General features: G+C 68.7%; 18 protein-coding genes and 1 tRNA gene. 16 read left to right on the forward strand and 3 right to left on the reverse strand.

The genetic code is table 11. From position 1 onward, the window contains the following. From C811_RS10545 to C811_RS10590, 11 genes are all read left to right on the forward strand, one after another. Positions 1–378, forward strand: a complete 378-nt coding sequence (locus tag C811_RS10545; protein ID WP_218957590.1) for a minor capsid protein — start codon at positions 1–3, stop codon at positions 376–378. A gap of 3 nt (positions 379–381) precedes the next feature. Further along, positions 382–1104, forward strand: coding sequence for a phage tail tube protein (locus C811_RS15820; RefSeq protein ID WP_016309580.1), 723 nt, complete (start codon positions 382–384; stop codon positions 1102–1104). Positions 1105–1200: 96 nt separating this feature from the next. Then, complete coding sequence (locus tag C811_RS10550) at positions 1201–1662, forward strand: hypothetical protein (protein ID WP_016309581.1); 462 nt, start codon at positions 1201–1203, stop codon at positions 1660–1662. Next, a complete protein-coding gene (locus tag C811_RS10555) occupies positions 1637–2314 on the forward strand; it encodes a Gp15 family bacteriophage protein (protein WP_016309582.1) in 678 nt (225 codons plus the stop codon). Before C811_RS10550 ends, C811_RS10555 begins: the two co-directional genes overlap by 26 nt. A gap of 3 nt (positions 2315–2317) precedes the next feature. Continuing rightward, positions 2318–5197: a phage tail tape measure protein gene (locus C811_RS15825; protein WP_016309583.1), complete on the forward strand. Its 2880-nt coding sequence runs from the start codon at positions 2318–2320 to the stop codon at positions 5195–5197. A 1-nt stretch (position 5198) separates the two neighbouring features. Continuing rightward, positions 5199–7829: a fibronectin type III domain-containing protein gene (locus tag C811_RS10565; protein WP_016309584.1), complete on the forward strand. Its 2631-nt coding sequence runs from the start codon at positions 5199–5201 to the stop codon at positions 7827–7829. Then, complete coding sequence (locus C811_RS10570; protein WP_016309585.1) at positions 7826–8944, forward strand: hypothetical protein; 1119 nt, start codon at positions 7826–7828, stop codon at positions 8942–8944. Before C811_RS10565 ends, C811_RS10570 begins: the two co-directional genes overlap by 4 nt. Further along, positions 8938–9171: a hypothetical protein gene (locus C811_RS10575; protein WP_031325166.1), complete on the forward strand. Its 234-nt coding sequence runs from the start codon at positions 8938–8940 to the stop codon at positions 9169–9171. The genes C811_RS10570 and C811_RS10575 overlap by 7 nt, the downstream gene beginning before the upstream one ends. 9 nt (positions 9172–9180) lie before the next feature. Then, positions 9181–10659 carry a BppU family phage baseplate upper protein gene (locus C811_RS10580; protein WP_016309587.1) on the forward strand — a complete coding sequence of 493 codons (1479 nt, stop codon included), beginning with the start codon at positions 9181–9183 and terminating at the stop codon, positions 10657–10659. Between the two features lie 28 nt (positions 10660–10687). Beyond that, complete coding sequence (locus tag C811_RS10585; RefSeq protein ID WP_156997078.1) at positions 10688–10933, forward strand: hypothetical protein; 246 nt, start codon at positions 10688–10690, stop codon at positions 10931–10933. Between the two features lie 76 nt (positions 10934–11009). Next, positions 11010–11213: a pyocin knob domain-containing protein gene (locus C811_RS10590; RefSeq protein WP_016309589.1), complete on the forward strand. Its 204-nt coding sequence runs from the start codon at positions 11010–11012 to the stop codon at positions 11211–11213. On the opposite strand, the gene C811_RS16575 is transcribed toward C811_RS10590, so the two are convergent. Both C811_RS16575 and C811_RS10595 read right to left on the reverse strand, forming a co-directional pair. Beyond that, a complete protein-coding gene (locus tag C811_RS16575) occupies positions 11210–11359 on the reverse strand; it encodes a hypothetical protein (RefSeq protein WP_016309590.1) in 150 nt (49 codons plus the stop codon). The genes C811_RS10590 and C811_RS16575 overlap by 4 nt on opposite strands. Before the next feature lie 345 nt (positions 11360–11704). Further along, entirely contained in the window at positions 11705–12715 is a 1011-nt protein-coding gene (locus tag C811_RS10595) for a tyrosine-type recombinase/integrase (RefSeq protein WP_156997079.1), read from the reverse strand. A 36-nt stretch (positions 12716–12751) separates the two neighbouring features. Between C811_RS10595 and C811_RS10600 the strand changes: the two genes are divergently transcribed. The 3 genes from C811_RS10600 to C811_RS15830 are packed head-to-tail and all read left to right on the forward strand — an operon-like array spanning position 12752 to position 14227. Next, entirely contained in the window at positions 12752–13207 is a 456-nt protein-coding gene (locus C811_RS10600) for a phage holin family protein (RefSeq protein WP_016309592.1), read from the forward strand. Continuing rightward, a complete protein-coding gene (locus C811_RS16580) occupies positions 13204–13356 on the forward strand; it encodes a hypothetical protein (RefSeq protein WP_016309593.1) in 153 nt (50 codons plus the stop codon). The genes C811_RS10600 and C811_RS16580 overlap by 4 nt, the downstream gene beginning before the upstream one ends. Before the next feature lies 1 nt (position 13357). Further along, the gene (locus C811_RS15830; RefSeq protein ID WP_016309594.1) at positions 13358–14227 is read left to right on the forward strand and encodes a peptidoglycan recognition protein family protein; all 870 of its coding nucleotides are present in this window, start codon (positions 13358–13360) and stop codon (positions 14225–14227) included. A gap of 200 nt (positions 14228–14427) precedes the next feature. On the opposite strand, the gene C811_RS10610 is transcribed toward C811_RS15830, so the two are convergent. Continuing rightward, positions 14428–14502, reverse strand: a tRNA-Val gene (locus tag C811_RS10610). A 404-nt stretch (positions 14503–14906) separates the two neighbouring features. On the opposite strand from C811_RS10610, the gene C811_RS15835 reads away from it, so the two are divergent. Together C811_RS15835 and C811_RS10620 are read left to right on the forward strand one after the other, a co-directional pair. Further along, entirely contained in the window at positions 14907–15731 is an 825-nt protein-coding gene (locus tag C811_RS15835) for an AraC family transcriptional regulator (RefSeq protein ID WP_016309596.1), read from the forward strand. Further along, positions 15728–16663 (forward strand): DMT family transporter, encoded by a 936-nt coding sequence (locus C811_RS10620; RefSeq protein ID WP_016309597.1) that lies wholly within the window; start codon positions 15728–15730, stop codon positions 16661–16663. The genes C811_RS15835 and C811_RS10620 overlap by 4 nt, the downstream gene beginning before the upstream one ends. The last annotated feature ends 55 nt before the right edge of the window (positions 16664–16718 follow it).

A 16718-nucleotide genomic window follows, 5' to 3' on the forward strand; every position in this document is an offset into this window, starting at 1 on the left:
ATGGAGTCGGTGAGGTCCCGCCTGAAGGCCGCCGGCATCGGCAACGTCTACGCGAGGCTCGCCGACGCCGCCAGGCACGACGAGTTCACCGTGCTCAGCTTCGCGGCGCCCATGCGCCCCGAGTGCTTCTTCGACATGTCCATGGACATCGCCGCGCGCGTCACCGTCGTGTGCCTGCGGCACAGCGACTTCGAGGCCATGGCGGACGCCACCGCCGCCTTCGACGCCCTCAGGGCCGACCCGCCGGAGTCCGCCAACGGCAGCTACCGCCTCACCGGCATGGACATCTCACTGCCCTCGCCGGTCACCTGGGACGAATCCGGGCGGCTCGCGTGGGCGTTCGACATGAACCTGACAATCGAGAGAAAGGACGCGTAAGCCATGGACATCGGATACGCGATGAACTACCAGCACGTCTGCGAGATCGACACCACGCCGCAGGACGGCGCGCCCACGTGGGCGTGGTTCGGCCCCGGCATCAAGTCGATCAGCGCCGACAAGAGCGAGACCACCTCCGAGGAGTACTTCTTCGACGGCGGGGGCCAGGCCGAGACGTCCGTGGACGCCATCGCGCGGGCCTACAACGTCAGCGGCTACCGCCGCCCGGGCGACCCGGCCCAGGACTTCGTGGCCGGCCTCGACGAGGAGACGGGCGACGCCCTGCTCACCAAGATCCGCATGACGGGGCCCACCGGAGAGATGGTCGAGCGCGACGTGACCGTGCACGAGATCAAGGCCAGCGACCCCACCGGCGACGCCAACGCCAAGACGGAGTTCAGCTGCAAGCTGAGCTGCAAGGGCTCCCCGCGCCTGGTCGAGGAGAGCGCCGGCACCGACCTCCCCGATTCGGTGACGGCCCAGGCCGTCACCGTCGCCGTCGGGGGCACCTCGGCCATCGGCGCCTCGGTCTCGCCCGCCACGGCGTCCCAGCGCGTGCTCTGCGCCGTGCTCGACCCCAAGGTCGCCGAGGTCACCACCGACGGCCTCGTCACGGGCCTCAAGGCCGGCAAGACCACGGTGACCGTCAAGGCGGCCGCCAAGCCGTCGGTCATGGCCCAGGTGGAGGTGACCGTGACGGCGGGGGCGCAGGCCGCCAAGGCGTAGGCGACACCTTAGAGAACATTCCGAGCAAGGCCGGGGCCGACGCGCTGCGCCCCGGCCTTTCCTTTTGTCTCGCAGCGCATGGAACAAGGAGACAAGATGAAGAGGATCAAGCTCTACTCCCCCGTCGAGACCGTGGAGGTCGAGGTGGGCGGCAACGTGGCCGAGCTGAGGCTGGACCTGTCGAAGGAGCGGCTCGAGGACGTCGCGGACGCCTGCATCAAGGCCAAGTCCAAGGTTGCCACCCTGGAGGCCCTGGCGGCGAAGGCCGCAGACAAGCGCGACCGCGCCGAGATCGACCGCAAGGTGAGCAAGGCCATCGAGCCCGCCGTGCGCCTCGTGCTCGGGGACGCCCAGTTCGACGAGGTGATGGAGCTGTGCGGATGCGACGGCTCCATGGGCGCGGGCACGCGCAACCTCGTGGTGCTCCCGCTGCTCGCCCTGGTGATGGAGTGCATCGCCAAGCGCAACGAGGTCATCGGCGAGAGCAAGAAGATCATCGGAACCATCGCAGCGCGCCCCGAGGGGGACGAAGATGCGCTGCGACCTGACGAGGACTAACCGGGTAGACCCCGAGCGCGGCCACGTCGCGGAGTACCGCTGGCGGGGCCGCGACATCGGCATATGCGACTCGGCCCGCAACGTCGTCGCGGTCGTGTCGTCGTTCGACGGGCCCGACCAGGCGTGGCGGGCCGTCACTGAGAAGCTGTTCCTCGACTTCGACAACGAGGCCGTGCTCGCCGCGGCGTGCGAGCCGGGCAGCCTCGAAGACAACATCTCCGACCTCGTGTGCTCGGCCCTGTGGGACGTGTGCGGCCTCGACGCGACGCCCGACCGCCGCCACTCCCCCGAGTGGGAGGAGCCGCGGTTCTCGTGGACCCAGGACGCCCACCGCATACGCGCGTCGCTGCTGGCCGCCTACGGGCTCGACTGGGACGAGTGCGCCGACCGCATGTCCTTCGCCGACATGTGCGGGCTCCTTGCGTCCCTCATGGAGACCACATCCCCCACCCCCTTCCAGCAGGCCGTCATCTACCGGGGCGAGGCCCCTGAGCACGTGAGCAAGAGCGACGGGGCCATGGAGTCGTGGCGGGCCTGCGCCGCCCACTACGCCCTGGAGGACGAGGGCGGCGAGGGCGACGCGATGAGAGCCGCCGACGCGGCCATGGCCGACATGTTCGCCGCGGCGCGGCGCGCCGCGGGGAGGGGGTAGCCCGTGGCCGACGAGATCAAGATCAGGGTCAACATAGACGACCGCGAGGCCGTCGCCGGCGCCAAGCGCATCAAGGCGTCCCTCGACGACATCAAGCGCGCGGACGCCGCCATCGACGGCGAGGGCACCGAGCACCTGGGCGACGCCGCCCGCGACGCGGACGGCGGGTACAGCACCCTCAAGGCCACGATGGCCAACCTCGCCAGCCAGGGCATCGCCCTGGCCGTCGGCAAGGCCAAGGACCTCGCGGCCTCGGTCGTGGAGATCGGCTCCGGCTTCGAGTCGTCCATGTCGAACGTGTCCGCGCTCTCCGGCGCCACGGGCGAGGCCCTGGACGCCCTGGAGGCGAAGGCTCGCGAGCTCGGCGCGACCACCACCTTCAGCGCGGGCGAGGCCGCCGACGCCCTGTCCTACATGGCGCTGGCCGGATGGGACACCCAGCAGATGCTCGACGGCGTGGGCGGCGTGCTCACGCTCGCCCAGGCCGGGCAGATGGACCTGGCCGCCTCCTCCGACCTCGTGACCGACTACCTGAGCGCGTTCAACATGAAGGCGTCCGAGACCGGGCGCATGGTGGACGTGCTCGCCTACGCCCAGGCGAACGCCAACACCACGGTGGACGGCCTGGGGCAGGCCTTCAAGAACTGCGCCGCGAACTGCAACGCCGCGGGGCTGGACGTGGAGACCACCACGGCCGCCCTGGCGATGCTCGCCAACCAGGGCCTCAAGGGATCCGAGGGCGGCACGGCGCTCACCGCCGTGATGCGCGACATGACCGCCAAGATGAAGGACGGGGCCATCGCCATCGGCGACGCCAACGTGAAGGTCATGGACGCCCAGGGCAACTACCGCGACTTCGCGGCCATCCTGGCCGACGTGGAGAGGGCCACCGACGGCATGGGCGACGCCGAGAAGGCCGCCGCCCTGCAGAGCACGTTCACGGCCGACTCCATCAAGGGCCTCAACCTGCTCCTCAACGCCGGGGCCGACGAGATGGCCGGCTTCCGCGACGAGCTGTACGCCTCGGGCGGCGCGGCCGAGGCGCTCGCCGACACCATGACCGACAACCTCCAGGGCGACCTGGCGGCCATGAACTCGGCCCTGGAGGAGACCGCGCTCAAGATATACGACGGCCTCCAGGAACCGCTGCGCTCGGCCGTCCAGTTCGTCACGGGGTCGGTCGTGCCGGCCATCGAGTGGATGCTGGGCCACCTGCCCCAGGTGGGCGTGGCCGCAGGCGCCATAGCGGCGGCGGTCGCCGCCATGAACTTCTCGAAGATCGCGACGTTCCTCACCGTGCTCCCCAAGCTGCTGGCCGCGCTCTCCGCGAACCCCGTCGTGCTCGTCATCGCCGCCGTCGCGGGCCTCGCCGAGGCGTGCATGTGGGCCTACGACAACGTGCAGCCCTTCCGCGAGGCCGTGGACGCGCTCGGCTCCGCGCTCGCCGACAGCTTCGGCCCCATGGTCGACGAGGCCGCCTCGATGCTGTCGGGCGTGTTCGCCGATGCCTCCCGGCAGGCCGGAGACGTCATCGAGGACGTGGTGGTGCCGGCGATAGAGGACTTCGCCGGCTTCCTGACCGGCACCGTCGTCCCCGCCGTCGGGGAGTTCGCCGCGTGGGTTCGAGACGAGGCGGCTCCCGCCGTAAGGGACCTCGCCCAATGGGTCGGGGACAAGGCGCAGCCCGTGCTGGAGGGGATCGCCGGCTACATCACCGGCACCGTGGTCCCCGCCCTGGGCGCGCTCGCATCCTGGATCGCCGAGGAGGTCGTTCCCCGCGTGCGGGAGCTCTGCTCGTGGCTCGCGGACAACGCCCTGCCCGTGCTGTCCGAGTTCGCCCAGGGAGTGGGCGAGTTCCTGGCAGGGTCGCTCGGCGCCCTCGCCGAGCTTCTCGTCGGGACGGTGTTCCCGGCCCTCCAGGAGTTCTTCGCCTGGTTCGGGGAGAACGTGATGCCGAAGCTGGAGCCGGTTGTCGAGTTGATCGGCGGCAGGCTCATGGTCGCGCTCGGCGCGCTGCTCGGCCTGGTCGGCGGCCTGACGGGCGCGCTCGGCGGCCTCGGGCAGATGTTCGAGGGCGTGTGCCAGATGGTGGGCGGCTTCATCGACGCCGTGGCCGGAATCCTCTCCGGCGACGGCGACCGCGTGCGCGAGGGCATGGGGCAGCTGTTCGGCGGCCTCGGGGCCGTCGTCCAGGGCGCGATCGCCACGCCCCTCGGGCTCGTCACGGGATTCGTGGCCACGGTGGCCGACCTGCTCGGCTTCCACGACGCGGCCAACGCCGCGCGTGGGGCCTTCGAGCTCATCAAGGGCTTCATCAGCGACCCCATCGGCCACGTCCAGCAGTTCGTGTCCGACGCTGCGAGGAAGATAGGCGGCTTCCTGGAGTTCAGCGGGGTCGCCTCGAAGGTGCGCTCGGTGTTCGACGCGGCGAAGAAGGCCATCGAGACGCCTCTGAATGCCGCCAAGTCCGCGGTGAAGGGGATCATCGACGCCATCAAGGGCTTCTTCAGCTTCTCGATCTCGTGGCCCCACATCCCCCTGCCCCACTTCGGCATCTCGCCGAGCGGGTGGCAGATAGGGGACCTGCTGAAGGGGTCAATCCCGTCGCTGAAGATCGACTGGTACGCCAAGGGCGGCGTGTTCGACGGCCCCAGCGTCATCGGCGTGGGCGAGGCGGGCCGGGAGGCCGTCGTCCCTCTCCAGGGCGAGCACATGCGCCCGTTCGCCCGGGAGGTCGCGGACAACATGCCGGGCGGGGGCGGGACGCACATCACCATCGGCACGGTGGTGATGGACGCCTCGAAGTTCGCCAGCGCGGCCGACTACGAGGAGTTCTTCGACATGTTCATGCGCTACCTGAAGCAGGCCAAGGAGGGGGCATAAGTTGGCAGACAAGAAGACATACGCGCCGAAGCCGGTCACGGGGGTGCAGCTGAAGGCGGTAAGCGCCTCCAAGCTGAGGGCGAGCTGGGTGAACCACAAGTCCACCGCCCGCCCCTACGACCAGATCATCGTGCAGATGAAGACGGACTCGGGCAAGAAGGCGAAGTGGAAGACCTGCGGCAAGGCCGTGTCCGGCTCCACCTCGAAGCTCGACATATCGGTGAAGGCCGGGCACAAGTACCGCGTGCGCGTGATCGCCAAGAACTCCAAGGGAAAGGCGAAGGCCGTCTACTCGGGCACCGTCAACATCCCCAGGCCCAACGCGCCGAAGCCCGTGTCGGGGCTCGTGGCAAAGAAGGACGAGAAGACCGGCCGCATCGAGCTTCGCTGGAAGAACAACGAGAGCCTGAACCGCGAGTACAGCGAGGTGTACGTCTATGTGCGCACCGACGGGGGCGAGGAGTTCGAGGAGGTCTCCTCCTCGAAGGCCGCCTCCTACGTCTACGACGCTGTCCCCGGCCACACCTACAAGTTCCGCGTAGAGGCCCACAACGACAAGGGGTTCTCGTCGCCCGTATACTCCGGCGACATCAAGATCGCCCCGCTCAAGCCCCTGGCCCCCTCGGACGCGGAGGCGGATCGGGTGTCCGACGGGTCCCACATCGTCTCGTGGCGCAGGGACGTCACCGCCGGGCGCGGCGCCACCGCCATGGTCGTCCAGCGGTCGACCGACGGCGGCGCGTGGTCCCTGGTGGCCGAGGTCGGCGCCGTGGACTCGTGGACCGACAACGGCACCGCGGCGAACCACTCGTACCGCTGGCGCGTCTGCGCGCGCAACTCCGCCGGCGACTCCCCCTTCGCCCTCACCGGCACGGCGGTGACGACCCCGGCCGCGCCGGGGACCCCCTCGGGCGACCGGCTCGGCGACGGCACCGCGACCATCCGGTTCTCCAACACGGCGCGCAACGTCACGGCCGTGGAGGTGCAGCGGTACGACGCCGACTACGGCGAGTGGGCCGACCCCGTGTCGCTGGCGGGCCTCCAGGCCTCCTACCACGACGCCGCCGCGCCCGTCGACGCGGTGCTCCAGTACCGGGCGCGGAACGTGCACGGCGAGGGTACCGGCGCGCTGCGCTCGGCCTGGACCGCGCTCTCGCCGCGCATAGTCCCGAAGGGGCGCCCCAAGGCCCCGCTGCTGCTGTCCCCCGAGGCGCGCGCCGTGGTGCGCGACGACGGCATGTCCGTCGAGGTGTCGTGGCGCCACAACCCCGTGGACGGCTCGGCCCAGACCGCCGCCCAGGTGCGCGTGGCGTGGGGCTCGGCATCCAGGACGGTGGCGGTCTCGGGCCCCGCGGCATCGTGCCGGCTCGACCTGGCCGCCCTCGGCGTGCCGCTGAACACCCAGGTGTCCTGGTCGGTGCGCACCCGCGGCGCGTACCGCGCGACGGCAGCGCCGGACAACGACAACATGTCCCCATGGTCGGAGACGCGGGCCATGACCGTGTGCCGCGCGCCGTCGGTCGCCTTCGTGCTGCCCGGGGCGTCGGGCTACTTCGGAGACCCGTCCGAGCTGGACGGCATCCTATCCGGCGGCGGGGAGGGCGGCACCGAGGACGTGGAGGAGGGCGACTTCGACCAGGACGAGGACTTCGTGCCCGCCGACCCCGACGGCGACGGCGAGGATGAGCCCGGCGAGGGGCTTCCCTACGCGCTCGTGGCGGACTTCCCGCTCGCCCTGCTGCTCGACTACACCGACGAGTCGGGGGCGCTCGCCCAGTGCACCCTGTCGGTGGCCGACGCGACCGGGGCCGGCGTCTACTCGTGCGATCTCGGCGCGGCCGAGGGCGGCCAGATCGCCGGCGAGCTGAACCGCCGCCAGTGGGCGCCGGAGAACAACGCCCGCTACACGCTCACGGCCACGGTGCGCTCCACCACGTCGCTCACCGCCCAGGCCTCCATCGACATACTCACCGACTTCGACCTGCCCAAGCGCGCGTCGCTGGAGATCGAGGCCGACCGCGAGCGCGGGTGGCTCTCCCTCACGCCGCGGGTCGCCGACTACCAGGACGGAGCGGACGTGGACGGCATAGACATCTGGCGCGTCACCGGCTCCGAGCAGGTGCTCATCGCATCCGACCTGGCGGACGGCGAGGTGTTCACCGACCGCTTCGCACCGCTCAACACCGAGTTCGCCTACCGCACCGCGGTGTACTCGCGCGCCGGCACCTACCGCACGGTCGACCACCCCGGCTCCCTCAAGACCCCCTACGCCTTCGTCTACTACGGGGAGGGGCTTGAGCGGGTCGCCAGGGGGATGCACAGCCCCACCGAGTCGGCGGCGCTGTCCCGCACCCGCCGCCGGTACGAGGAGTACGCCGGGCGGCCCTGGCCCGTGCTCTACGACGGCGGCGGCCGAAGCGAGGAGCGCACGATCGGCTTCAACGTCAAGACCGCCGAGGAGGCTGCCGCCCTGGCGGAGGCCATGGACTGGGGCCGCTGCGTGTGCAAGACGCTCACCGGCTCCGTGTTCTGGTGCACTGTGGACATCGACCTCGACGCCGACCTGCGCTACCCCACCCGCTGGGGCACCGCGTCGGCCAAGGTCAAGAGGATAGACGGGGGTGCGCTGTGATCTGGACCGGCTACCGGGAGGAGTCCATCGCCTACCGCCGCGTGAGGTGGGCTCCGGGGAGGGCCGGGCACCTCGACGAGCTGGAGGACTACGGCATGTTCACGGGCGGCTCGATCGAGCTGTCCTCCTCGTCGGAGCTGGGCGCGTCGGGGTCCCTCTCGTTCTCTGGCGCCGCGCTGCCCGACACCAGCGACCTGGTGCGCGTCTACTACCGCTTCGCCGACGAGGAGGGCGGCGCCTACGAGGAGGCCCTGGGCACGTTCTTCGCAGTGCTGAGCGACCCCACCCACGACATGGGCACCGTGTCCGGCAGCGTGACGCTCCAGAGCGTGCTGCGCGTGCTGAAGAAGGGCCGGTGCCGCATGCCGTACAACGTGCCGCGCTACACGAACGCGGTGGAGCGGGCCGCCGACATCGCCGCGGATGCCGGCATACCGACCAACGGGCCGGCCGCCCCCTACAGGGTCGGCCGCGGGGTGTGCTTCGACTTCGGCACCGACTGGCTGGAGGTGTGCAACTCGCTGCTGTCGTCGGCGGGGTTCGCCCCGTGCCGCCCGGACGCCATGGGCGGCGTGGTCATGGCTCCGCGCGGGAGCGCGACGCAGGACGCGCCCGTGTGGACGTTCGAGGACGGCCCCCTGTCCATCATGAAGCCCGAGGTGGTGCTCGCCAACGACGCGGCCGACACCGCCAACGCGGTGCACCTGCGATACGAGGGCGAGGGGCGCACCCTGTGGGCCTCGGCCTACAACGACGACCCCGCCTCCCCCGCCTCGCGGCTCGCCCGCGGGTACGAGGTCTCCGTGTGCGAGAAGGTGACGGAGCTGGCGGGCGCGACGTGGGGCGAGAAGCTGTCGGCTCTCAAGGAGGAGGCCCGCGCGCGGCTCGTGCGAGAGACCGCCGGCACGGAGTACGTCGAGTGGAAGCACCCGTGGGTCCCGCTGAGGCCGGAGTCTCCGGTGGGCATCGAGTACCGCGGCTCGGGGCTGTCCTGGCTGGGGCGCGTGTCGAACATGAGGCTGTCCCTGGGAGGCGACGGCCTGACGGTCAAGACGAGGGCCGTGAGCCAGGCGGACGCCGGCTTCAGGGCCACGGTGGAAGGAGGCGCGTGGTGATCCCGTCGAGCGACGTTAGGAAGATCATATGGGGCGGGGACGGCGGCGGAGACCCCTTCTTCGAGGCCACCGTCTCGGGCGGGGCGGTCTACCGCGACGACCCCGCCGCTGGCGCGCAGCCCGTCGACTGCGACGTGCTCGAGCACGTCGGTGGCCTCGCGGACGGTGACCGCGTGCTCGCCATGTCGGCCGCGAACGGCAAGAGCTACGTAATCGGAAAGCTGTAGGAGGCACCCGTGCTGAAGACCATCACACTGACGCTGGACGTGGAGAAGGGCGACGACCGCTTCGCCACACTGGACGAGCGCATCGAGCTGCGCCAGGGCGACGCGCTGGCCTACGCCCTGGAGGTGAGCCTGCGCGAGAAGTCCGAGGTCATCGATCTCACGGGCAAGGCAGTGCGGTTCTACTGCCAGCTCCCCGACGGGTCCGTGGCCATCGACGGCGGCCACGTGAGCGTCCCGTCCCCCCAGGACGGCGTCATCCGCTATGAGATACCGCCCGAGATCACGCAGACGGCCGGCAACATCGACATGGCCTACTTCCGCATCACCGACGAGGACCCGGAGTCGCGCTGGTCGGCATCGACCCCGAACATCCCCCTGAGCATCCGGCGCGGCATCGCCATAAAGCTGCGCGACGGCGACTACTTCCCCGAGTTCGACGCCGCCCTGGCCGACCTTGAGGCCTCGCGTGTCGCCTACGAGCAGGCCGAGGACGCGAGGCAGACCGCCGAGGCGGCGCGGGCCACGGCGGAGGAGGCGCGGGCGGCGGCCGAGCTGCTGCGCCTGACCGCCGAGGAGGGCCGCGACGCGGCGGAGGCCGAGCGGCTCGCCGCCGAGCTGGAGCGCGGCGCCGCCGAGCTCGACCGCCTCGCGGCCGAGGAGGAGCGAGAGGCCGCCGAGGAGGACCGGGCCCTGGCCGAGCTGGGCCGAGAGGAGGCCGAGGCCTACCGCCGGGCGAAGTTCGCCGAGATCGAGGAGCTTGCCGACGGCCTGCTGTACTACTTCTGCGCCGACGGCGAGTACGATCCCGATACGCGTCACCCGATCATCGCCGAGCCGCACGCCGGCACGCACTACCTCACTCCCGCATCGCACCCGACCGAGAACAACCACTGGGACGAGTGGCTGTGGGACGCCGCGGGCCAGCGGTGGGAGGGATACGGCTCCCAGGACGTGGTCATCGACCCCATGACGGTGGACCAGGCAGAGGCCCTGTTCGGCGGATCCGAGGCCGATGGAGCGGAGGGCGAGCTCGTGACCCGCCGCATCCTGCGCTTCGTGCTGGGAAAGCTCGGCGGCATCTACGCCAAGCTGGTCCACACGCACAGCGGCGCAGACCTCACCGACGGCACCGTGACCGCCGCCAAGCTGGCGAGCGGTGCCGTCACTCAGGCCAAGATAGCTGACGGAAGCGTGAGCCTCGCGAAGTGCTATTCGACCCTCCGGGATTCCGTATCCCGAGCTGGAACATCGTCATCGACCATCCAATGGGCAAGGTTCGGAAAGATCGTCGTTATTGCCGGAAGGTGCGTCGCCACGAGCGAGTCGAACGTCACTGTTCTGACCCTGCCGGCGGGGTGTCGGCCGGGCGTGCATGCGGAAGCGCCGACGGTCACTGGTGGTTACGCCGGTGCCAATACTGACGGAACCGTCGTAGTCCACGCAAAGCCAGGGAACAACTTCTTCACGCTGTGCTTCCCGACGGCTTAGGCATTCCGTATCCCACAAACTCGTGACCGTGGGCGCAGTCGGCAGCATCGGCACGCTCTACCGGTGGGGCAACGTGTCGGCCGCGCTTCCCGGCGGCGTCAAGACCGCCGTAACGGCACGAAACCGGCTCACGTGCGAGGACAAGCCCGGCAACGAGGTGAACGCGCGCGTCGCGGACGGCACCCTTTACATCGAGAACCGCACCTCCGCCGCCGTGTCGATGCCCGCCTCAGGCGGGTACATCAGCGGGAGCGTGGTCTTCCCGATCTTGTAGGCATTCCGTATCCCAGATATATAAGGGCCAGAGAATTTATGCTAACACCAACCTGAACAGCGTGGTCAACCCGGGCATGTACAGGTGCATGCTGTACGCCGATGCGGCCTCCCTGTCGAATACGCCGGTGAAGTGGCCGTTCAACTTGCTTGTGCTCGACCCGGTAGGCGGCTCGGGATACTGCACCCAGATACTCGCGCATAACGGCGGCAGCGGCCTCGTCGGCCTGTACATCAGGGCCGAGTACGGCGGCACATGGAGCGAGTGGAAGCAGCTCTAGACAGCGTAGGAGTCGTGGAACCGGTACGACGTGCCCGTGGTGCCCCCGTGCACCCTGATGCGGCCGGCATCTATGGCGAGCACGCCCGCCGGCGTCTCGCAGTAGACGATTCCGCCCTTCGGAGTCGGCAGCGCGCTGCTCGACATCAGGTGCGTGTACTCCGACGCCGTGTGTGCGTACACGCATTCGAGCAGGCCCGAGATGTGGGCCGTATGCCCGTCAACGTATATTCTGACCTGGCCGATCCTGTGGGTCGAGTTCGCGGTGTCCGGGACGACCGCATCTTTCTGGGATACGGAATGCCTAGGCAGCCCTGAATATCGCCTTCGTCTGACCACTAGGTGAGTTAGTCCCCGACACTGCCGGCAAGGTCGCGGACGGCTTCACGCAGTCGCCTTGGTTGAGGGCCGCAACGTTGACGACCACAGACTTCTGCACAAATAACGTCTTCGAATTTGCGCGGATAGACGTGGCTTGGGATACGGAATCACCTAGGCAGCCGCAGGCAATGTCTCTGGGAAGGCCGGCGCGAGGACGATGCCCTTGTACATGTCGTCGCTCGTCTTGCCGAGCAGCCGCCTGGACACCCTGCGCTGCGCCCTGGTGACGGCGGCGCGCGTCAGGGCGTAGTAATACCTGTAGCTGGTGCCTACGTTGGCGTGGCCGAGCATCGATGCCACCAGCTCGATGGTAACGCCGGACTGGGCGGCGATGGTGGCCCAGGTGTGCCTGAGGTTCTTCATGGTCACCCGTGGCAATCTGTGCTGCTTTATCCACCGCTGAATGCGGTACGTGACCTGCCCCGGCTTCATCCCGCCGATGATGCGGCCCCTCGGGCGGCCCCGATCCACCCATACCTGGTGCAGTCGGTCGAGCGCCCAGGGCGGCAGATACAGGTCGCGCTCTCCCTTAGCGGTCTTAGTCGGCCACTCGTTGAGCCCGTCGCTGGCGAGCTGCAAGGTGGCGCGGATGGGCACCAGCCCCGTGCGCCAGTTGATCTGCTCCCACCTGATCGCGTAGCTCTCCCCGGGGCGCAGGCCCAGGGCCGCGCTCAGGACGAACGTCGGCTCGCATTCGCATCCGACCATGCCACGGATCAGGCGCTTCATCCGGCGATGCGTCAGCGTCTCAGGCTTGTAGGCGGGGACGCGCGGCTTCTCGACGTGCTGGGTCGGGTCGTACACGCGCATCTTCCACTTGGCGAGCGCCCATCTGACGATCTGCCTCAGGCACTTGTAGGCCTTCCAGGCCCCGCCGGGGCCTGCGTCGGTCTTGGCCAGATCGTCCACCCATGCCTGCACGTCATCCGGCTCGATCTCGGCGATGGCCATGCCTCCCCAGCGGGGCGCGACGTAGAGCCGGATGCTGCTCTCGTAGCCGTCGCACGTGTTGGTGCGCCTCCGCTGGCGCTTGGCCGGCAGGTAGTGGCTCCAGGCGATCTCTCCGATGGTCAATGTCACGGGGTTCATGGGGTCTCCTCTCGAGCGACACGTTCGAGACAATGCCCAATGTAGACCAAACCGAGAGAAAGGACGCCAATGGATGCGTTGCTTGCCCACTGGCAGGTGGTGCTCGTGGCCGTGGCCATGATGGCCCTGGACATGCTCACGGGATTCGCCGGGGCGGCGAAGGCGGGCGAGATCATGAGCGGGAAGATGCGCGAGGGCCTGTGGCACAAGGCCGGGTTCTGCGGGCTCATCGTGCTCACCGTCGCCTACGAGGTGGGCGCGAAGATCATCAACGCCGATGTGTCTCAGAGCATGCCGGGGAGCGACTTCACGATGCCGGAGCTCCCGGCGGTGGCCGCAGTGTGCGCCATCATCGCGCTCATCGAGGTCGTGTCGATCTTGGAGAACCTGAGAGCCATCAACCCCGTCATCGCCTCCCTGCCGTTCGTGGACCGCATCAAGGCCCACGACCCGGCTGCCCCGAACGTGACGGTGGGCATCGAGGAAATGGACGAAATGGCTTTCAGCGGAAGGAGCGATCAATGAGCGAGAGCATGAGCGACGAGCAGATCGTCGCGGCGGCGGTCGGCGCCGTCGACAACATCAGGGGCGAGGCGACCGACGAGGAGATCGCGGCCGCCATCGCAGAGATCGAGGCCGAGCGCGCCGACGACGACGACAGGTCGGGCGAGTAGCATGGCACTGAAGATCAACACCTACCACGGCTCCCACAACAGGTCCAAGAGGGCGGGCGGCCTGAAGTCCATCGTCAACTTCGTGGAGCACTACACCGGCGGCAAGGGGTCGGCCAAGAACAACTGCATATACTTCGCAGCGGCCGACCGTAGAGCCAGCGCCGACTTCTTCATCGATAAAAACGGCGACATCTGGGAGTACAACAACGTCCTGGACGGCTACTGCACCTGGCACTGCGGCGACGGAGGCGGGAAGTACGGGATCACCAACACGAACTCCGTCGGCATCGAGGTCGTGTCGGACGGCGAGGACTTCACCGAGGCGCAGATCGAGTCCCTGGCCGCCCTCTACACCCACCTGTGCTCGGTGCTCGGCCGAAAGCTCAACGTGGTGCGCCACTACGACGCGAGCCGAAAGCAGTGCCCGGCACCCTACGTGGACTCGACGAAGTGGGCGGGGCTCAAGGCGAGGACCATGGGAGGGAAGGTGTCCGGCAAGCCCGCCGCCAGCAAGCCGACCACCGCATCCAAGCCGGCAACGGCGAAGCCGGCGGCCAAGGGCGACGCCTGGGTGCGCAACCTCCAGACGGAGTGCAACAAGCAGGGCTACAGCAAGCAGAAGGTGGACGGCATCGCCGGCCCCAACACCCTCTCGGGCTGCCCAACGCTGCGCAAGGGGTCGAAGGGCAACATCACCAAGCTGATGCAGCAGCGCCTCATCTCCATCGGCTACTCGTGCGGCAAGTACGGGGCCGACGGCTCGTTCGGCTCCGGCACCCTCGCCGCCGTGAAGAAGTTCCAGAAGGCCAAGGGCCTGACGACGGACGGCATCGTGGGCCGGAACACCTGGCGCAAGCTGCTCGGCTTGTAGATCCGCCACAGCGGCAGCACCTACGCAAAGAAGGCATGATCTGCGCCTGCCAAAATCTGCCATAGAAACAATTTGACTTTTTCGGCAGGCGCGCTTCACTGGGCATTCGTCTGCCAAAGTCTGCCAAAAATATAGCTAGAAATAGCGGATTATCAAAAAGAAAAACCCCATATGAACTGGGGTTTTTCTTGTTATGAGCATGGTGGTCGCGGAGGGATTTGAACCCCCGACCTTGTGCTTGTAAGGCACCTGCGCTCCCGCTGCGCCACGCGACCCTTTGGTGCTGCGCGAGACACTCGCGCGAATGAATATTGTGCCACAAGTTCGCCGACGGGGCAAACATGCCGACGATAACCTCACGGGCGCCGGGCGCCCCGAGCCTTCCCGCGCGCTTTTCAGCCAGCGGATCCGCAGGTCAGCACCACGACCAGTAGCGCCCCTATCACACTGGCAATCGGATGCTCCACGATGAGACCGTCCCATATCTGCTTCATGGTGCCCACACTCCTTTCGCGACAAGCTCCATTGTACCCCACCGAGCAGAGCGGCCCCGCCCTGGTTTCGCATCGGCAAGCGCGGCCGACCTTTGGAACCGCCGCGCCGACCCCCCCCCCGCCGTCCCCGGCCTCTTTCGACCAGTGCAATTTCATGCAAGAAGCACCCGTGCAGAAGGATTACCATGGCATCCATCATGGAGCAAGATGTCAGACACGCACGGGAATCGGTACGACGCGCCCTCGGCGGCGCGCTGGAATTTCGCCGCTTTGCCGGCCTCGACCGACCCTTCGCGGCCCATGCCCACGATTACCCGGTCATCGGCCTGGCGCGCGAGGGCTGCCGCCTCATGGAGTGCAACCGGCGCGCCTACCGCCTGGAGGCAGGCCAGCTGCTCGCGCTGAACGCCGGGGACGCCCACGGCTGTATCCAGAAGGGCCCCGTGCCGCTCGTCTACGACAGCGTGGCCCTTCTGGGTTTTCCCGACTGCCCTCCCCTCGAGGGCCCCATCGTGGAGAGCGCCGAGGCCTCAGCCTATATGAACGACATCGCCGCGCTCATGGATGCGACCCCTCTTGACGAGGGAGCCATAGAGGAGACGCTCTACCTGCTCATCGACCACCTCTGCGCCCCTGCGGATCTCAAGCCCCGCGACGAGGCCGCGCATGCCATGGCCGCCTATCTGCGCGACCATGTGGGCCAGACCGTGCGCCTGGACGCCCTGGCGGAGGCCGCAGGGCTGGACAAGTACCGCGCCCTGCGAACCTTCACCGCCGCTTTCGGCCTCACGCCCATGCGCTACCTGGCCTCGCTGCGCGTGGAACAGGCCCGGGAGCTGCTCGCCCGCGGAGCCAGCTGCGCCGACGCGGCCTTCCAGGCCGGCTTTTCCGATCAGGCGCACCTCACGCGCGCCTTCAAGGAGCGCCTCGGCGTCACCCCCGGCTTCTATCAGCGTGCGGTCACCGGGAAGAGCAGCCCCATCGCAAGCCGACAGAAGGCGCACCTATGAAAGCCCATCTGCTCGCCCTGTTCACCATTCTCGTGTGGAGCACCACCTTCGTCGCCACCAAGGTGCTGATCGCCGCCGGCCTCACGCCGCTGTGGATTCTCGTCATCCGCTTCACCCTGGGCTTTCTCGCCCTGTGCTGCCTGCGTCCCCGCCGTCTGCCCCTGGCCGACCGCTGCCACGAGCGCCTGTTCGCCGCTGCGGGCCTGGCGGGTGTGACCTGCTACTTCCTGCTCGAGAACATCGCCCTCACCTTCACGAGCGCCACCGCCGTGGGCGCCATCGCGGCCACGGCTCCCCTGTTCTGCGCCCTCATCATGCTCGCCCGGGGCTCGCGCCCCGCCGCCCCGGCGCCCTTCGCTCTCGGGTTCGCCCTGGCCATGGCCGGCATCGTGCTCGTCGGCAGCGCCAGCGGCAAGGCGATCCTCGCCGGCAGCGCCGAGGCCAACTTCATCGGCTGCGGGCTCTCCTTTGCCGCGGCAGTCGTGTGGGCGATCTATTCCACCATCGTGGGGCGCATCGCCGAGGCCGGCTACGAGACCCTGGCCGCCACCAAGCGCATCTTCGGCTGGGGCCTGCTGTTCATGGCGCCCGCGCTCCTCGTCGCCGGGCCCGCGCCCCTGGCCGCCCTGGCCGAGCCCGTCGTGACGGGAAACCTGCTGTTCCTCGGTCTCGGTGCCTCGGCCGCCTGCTTCGTCACCTGGAACTTCGCCGTGAAGCATTTGGGAGCCGTCGTCACGAGCACCTACATCTATCTCGTGCCAGCACTGACGGGCACCGCCTCCGTCATCGTGCTGGGCGAGCCGCTCACTGCGCCCATCGTCGGGGGTCTTGGGCTCACCATCGCGGGCCTTGCGCTCTCGAACCGGTCCCACGAGAAAAAGCGGGTCCCGAAGGACCCGCCTTCCGAACAAACCTGTATAACCGAGACTTAGCCTTCCGTCACCGGATCGCTCGGTGCCTCCTCCACCGCCGCATCGGCAGGGAATC

This window comes from Adlercreutzia caecimuris B7 (assembly GCF_000403355.2).
In the GTDB taxonomy this organism is placed as follows: domain Bacteria; phylum Actinomycetota; class Coriobacteriia; order Coriobacteriales; family Eggerthellaceae; genus Adlercreutzia; species Adlercreutzia caecimuris.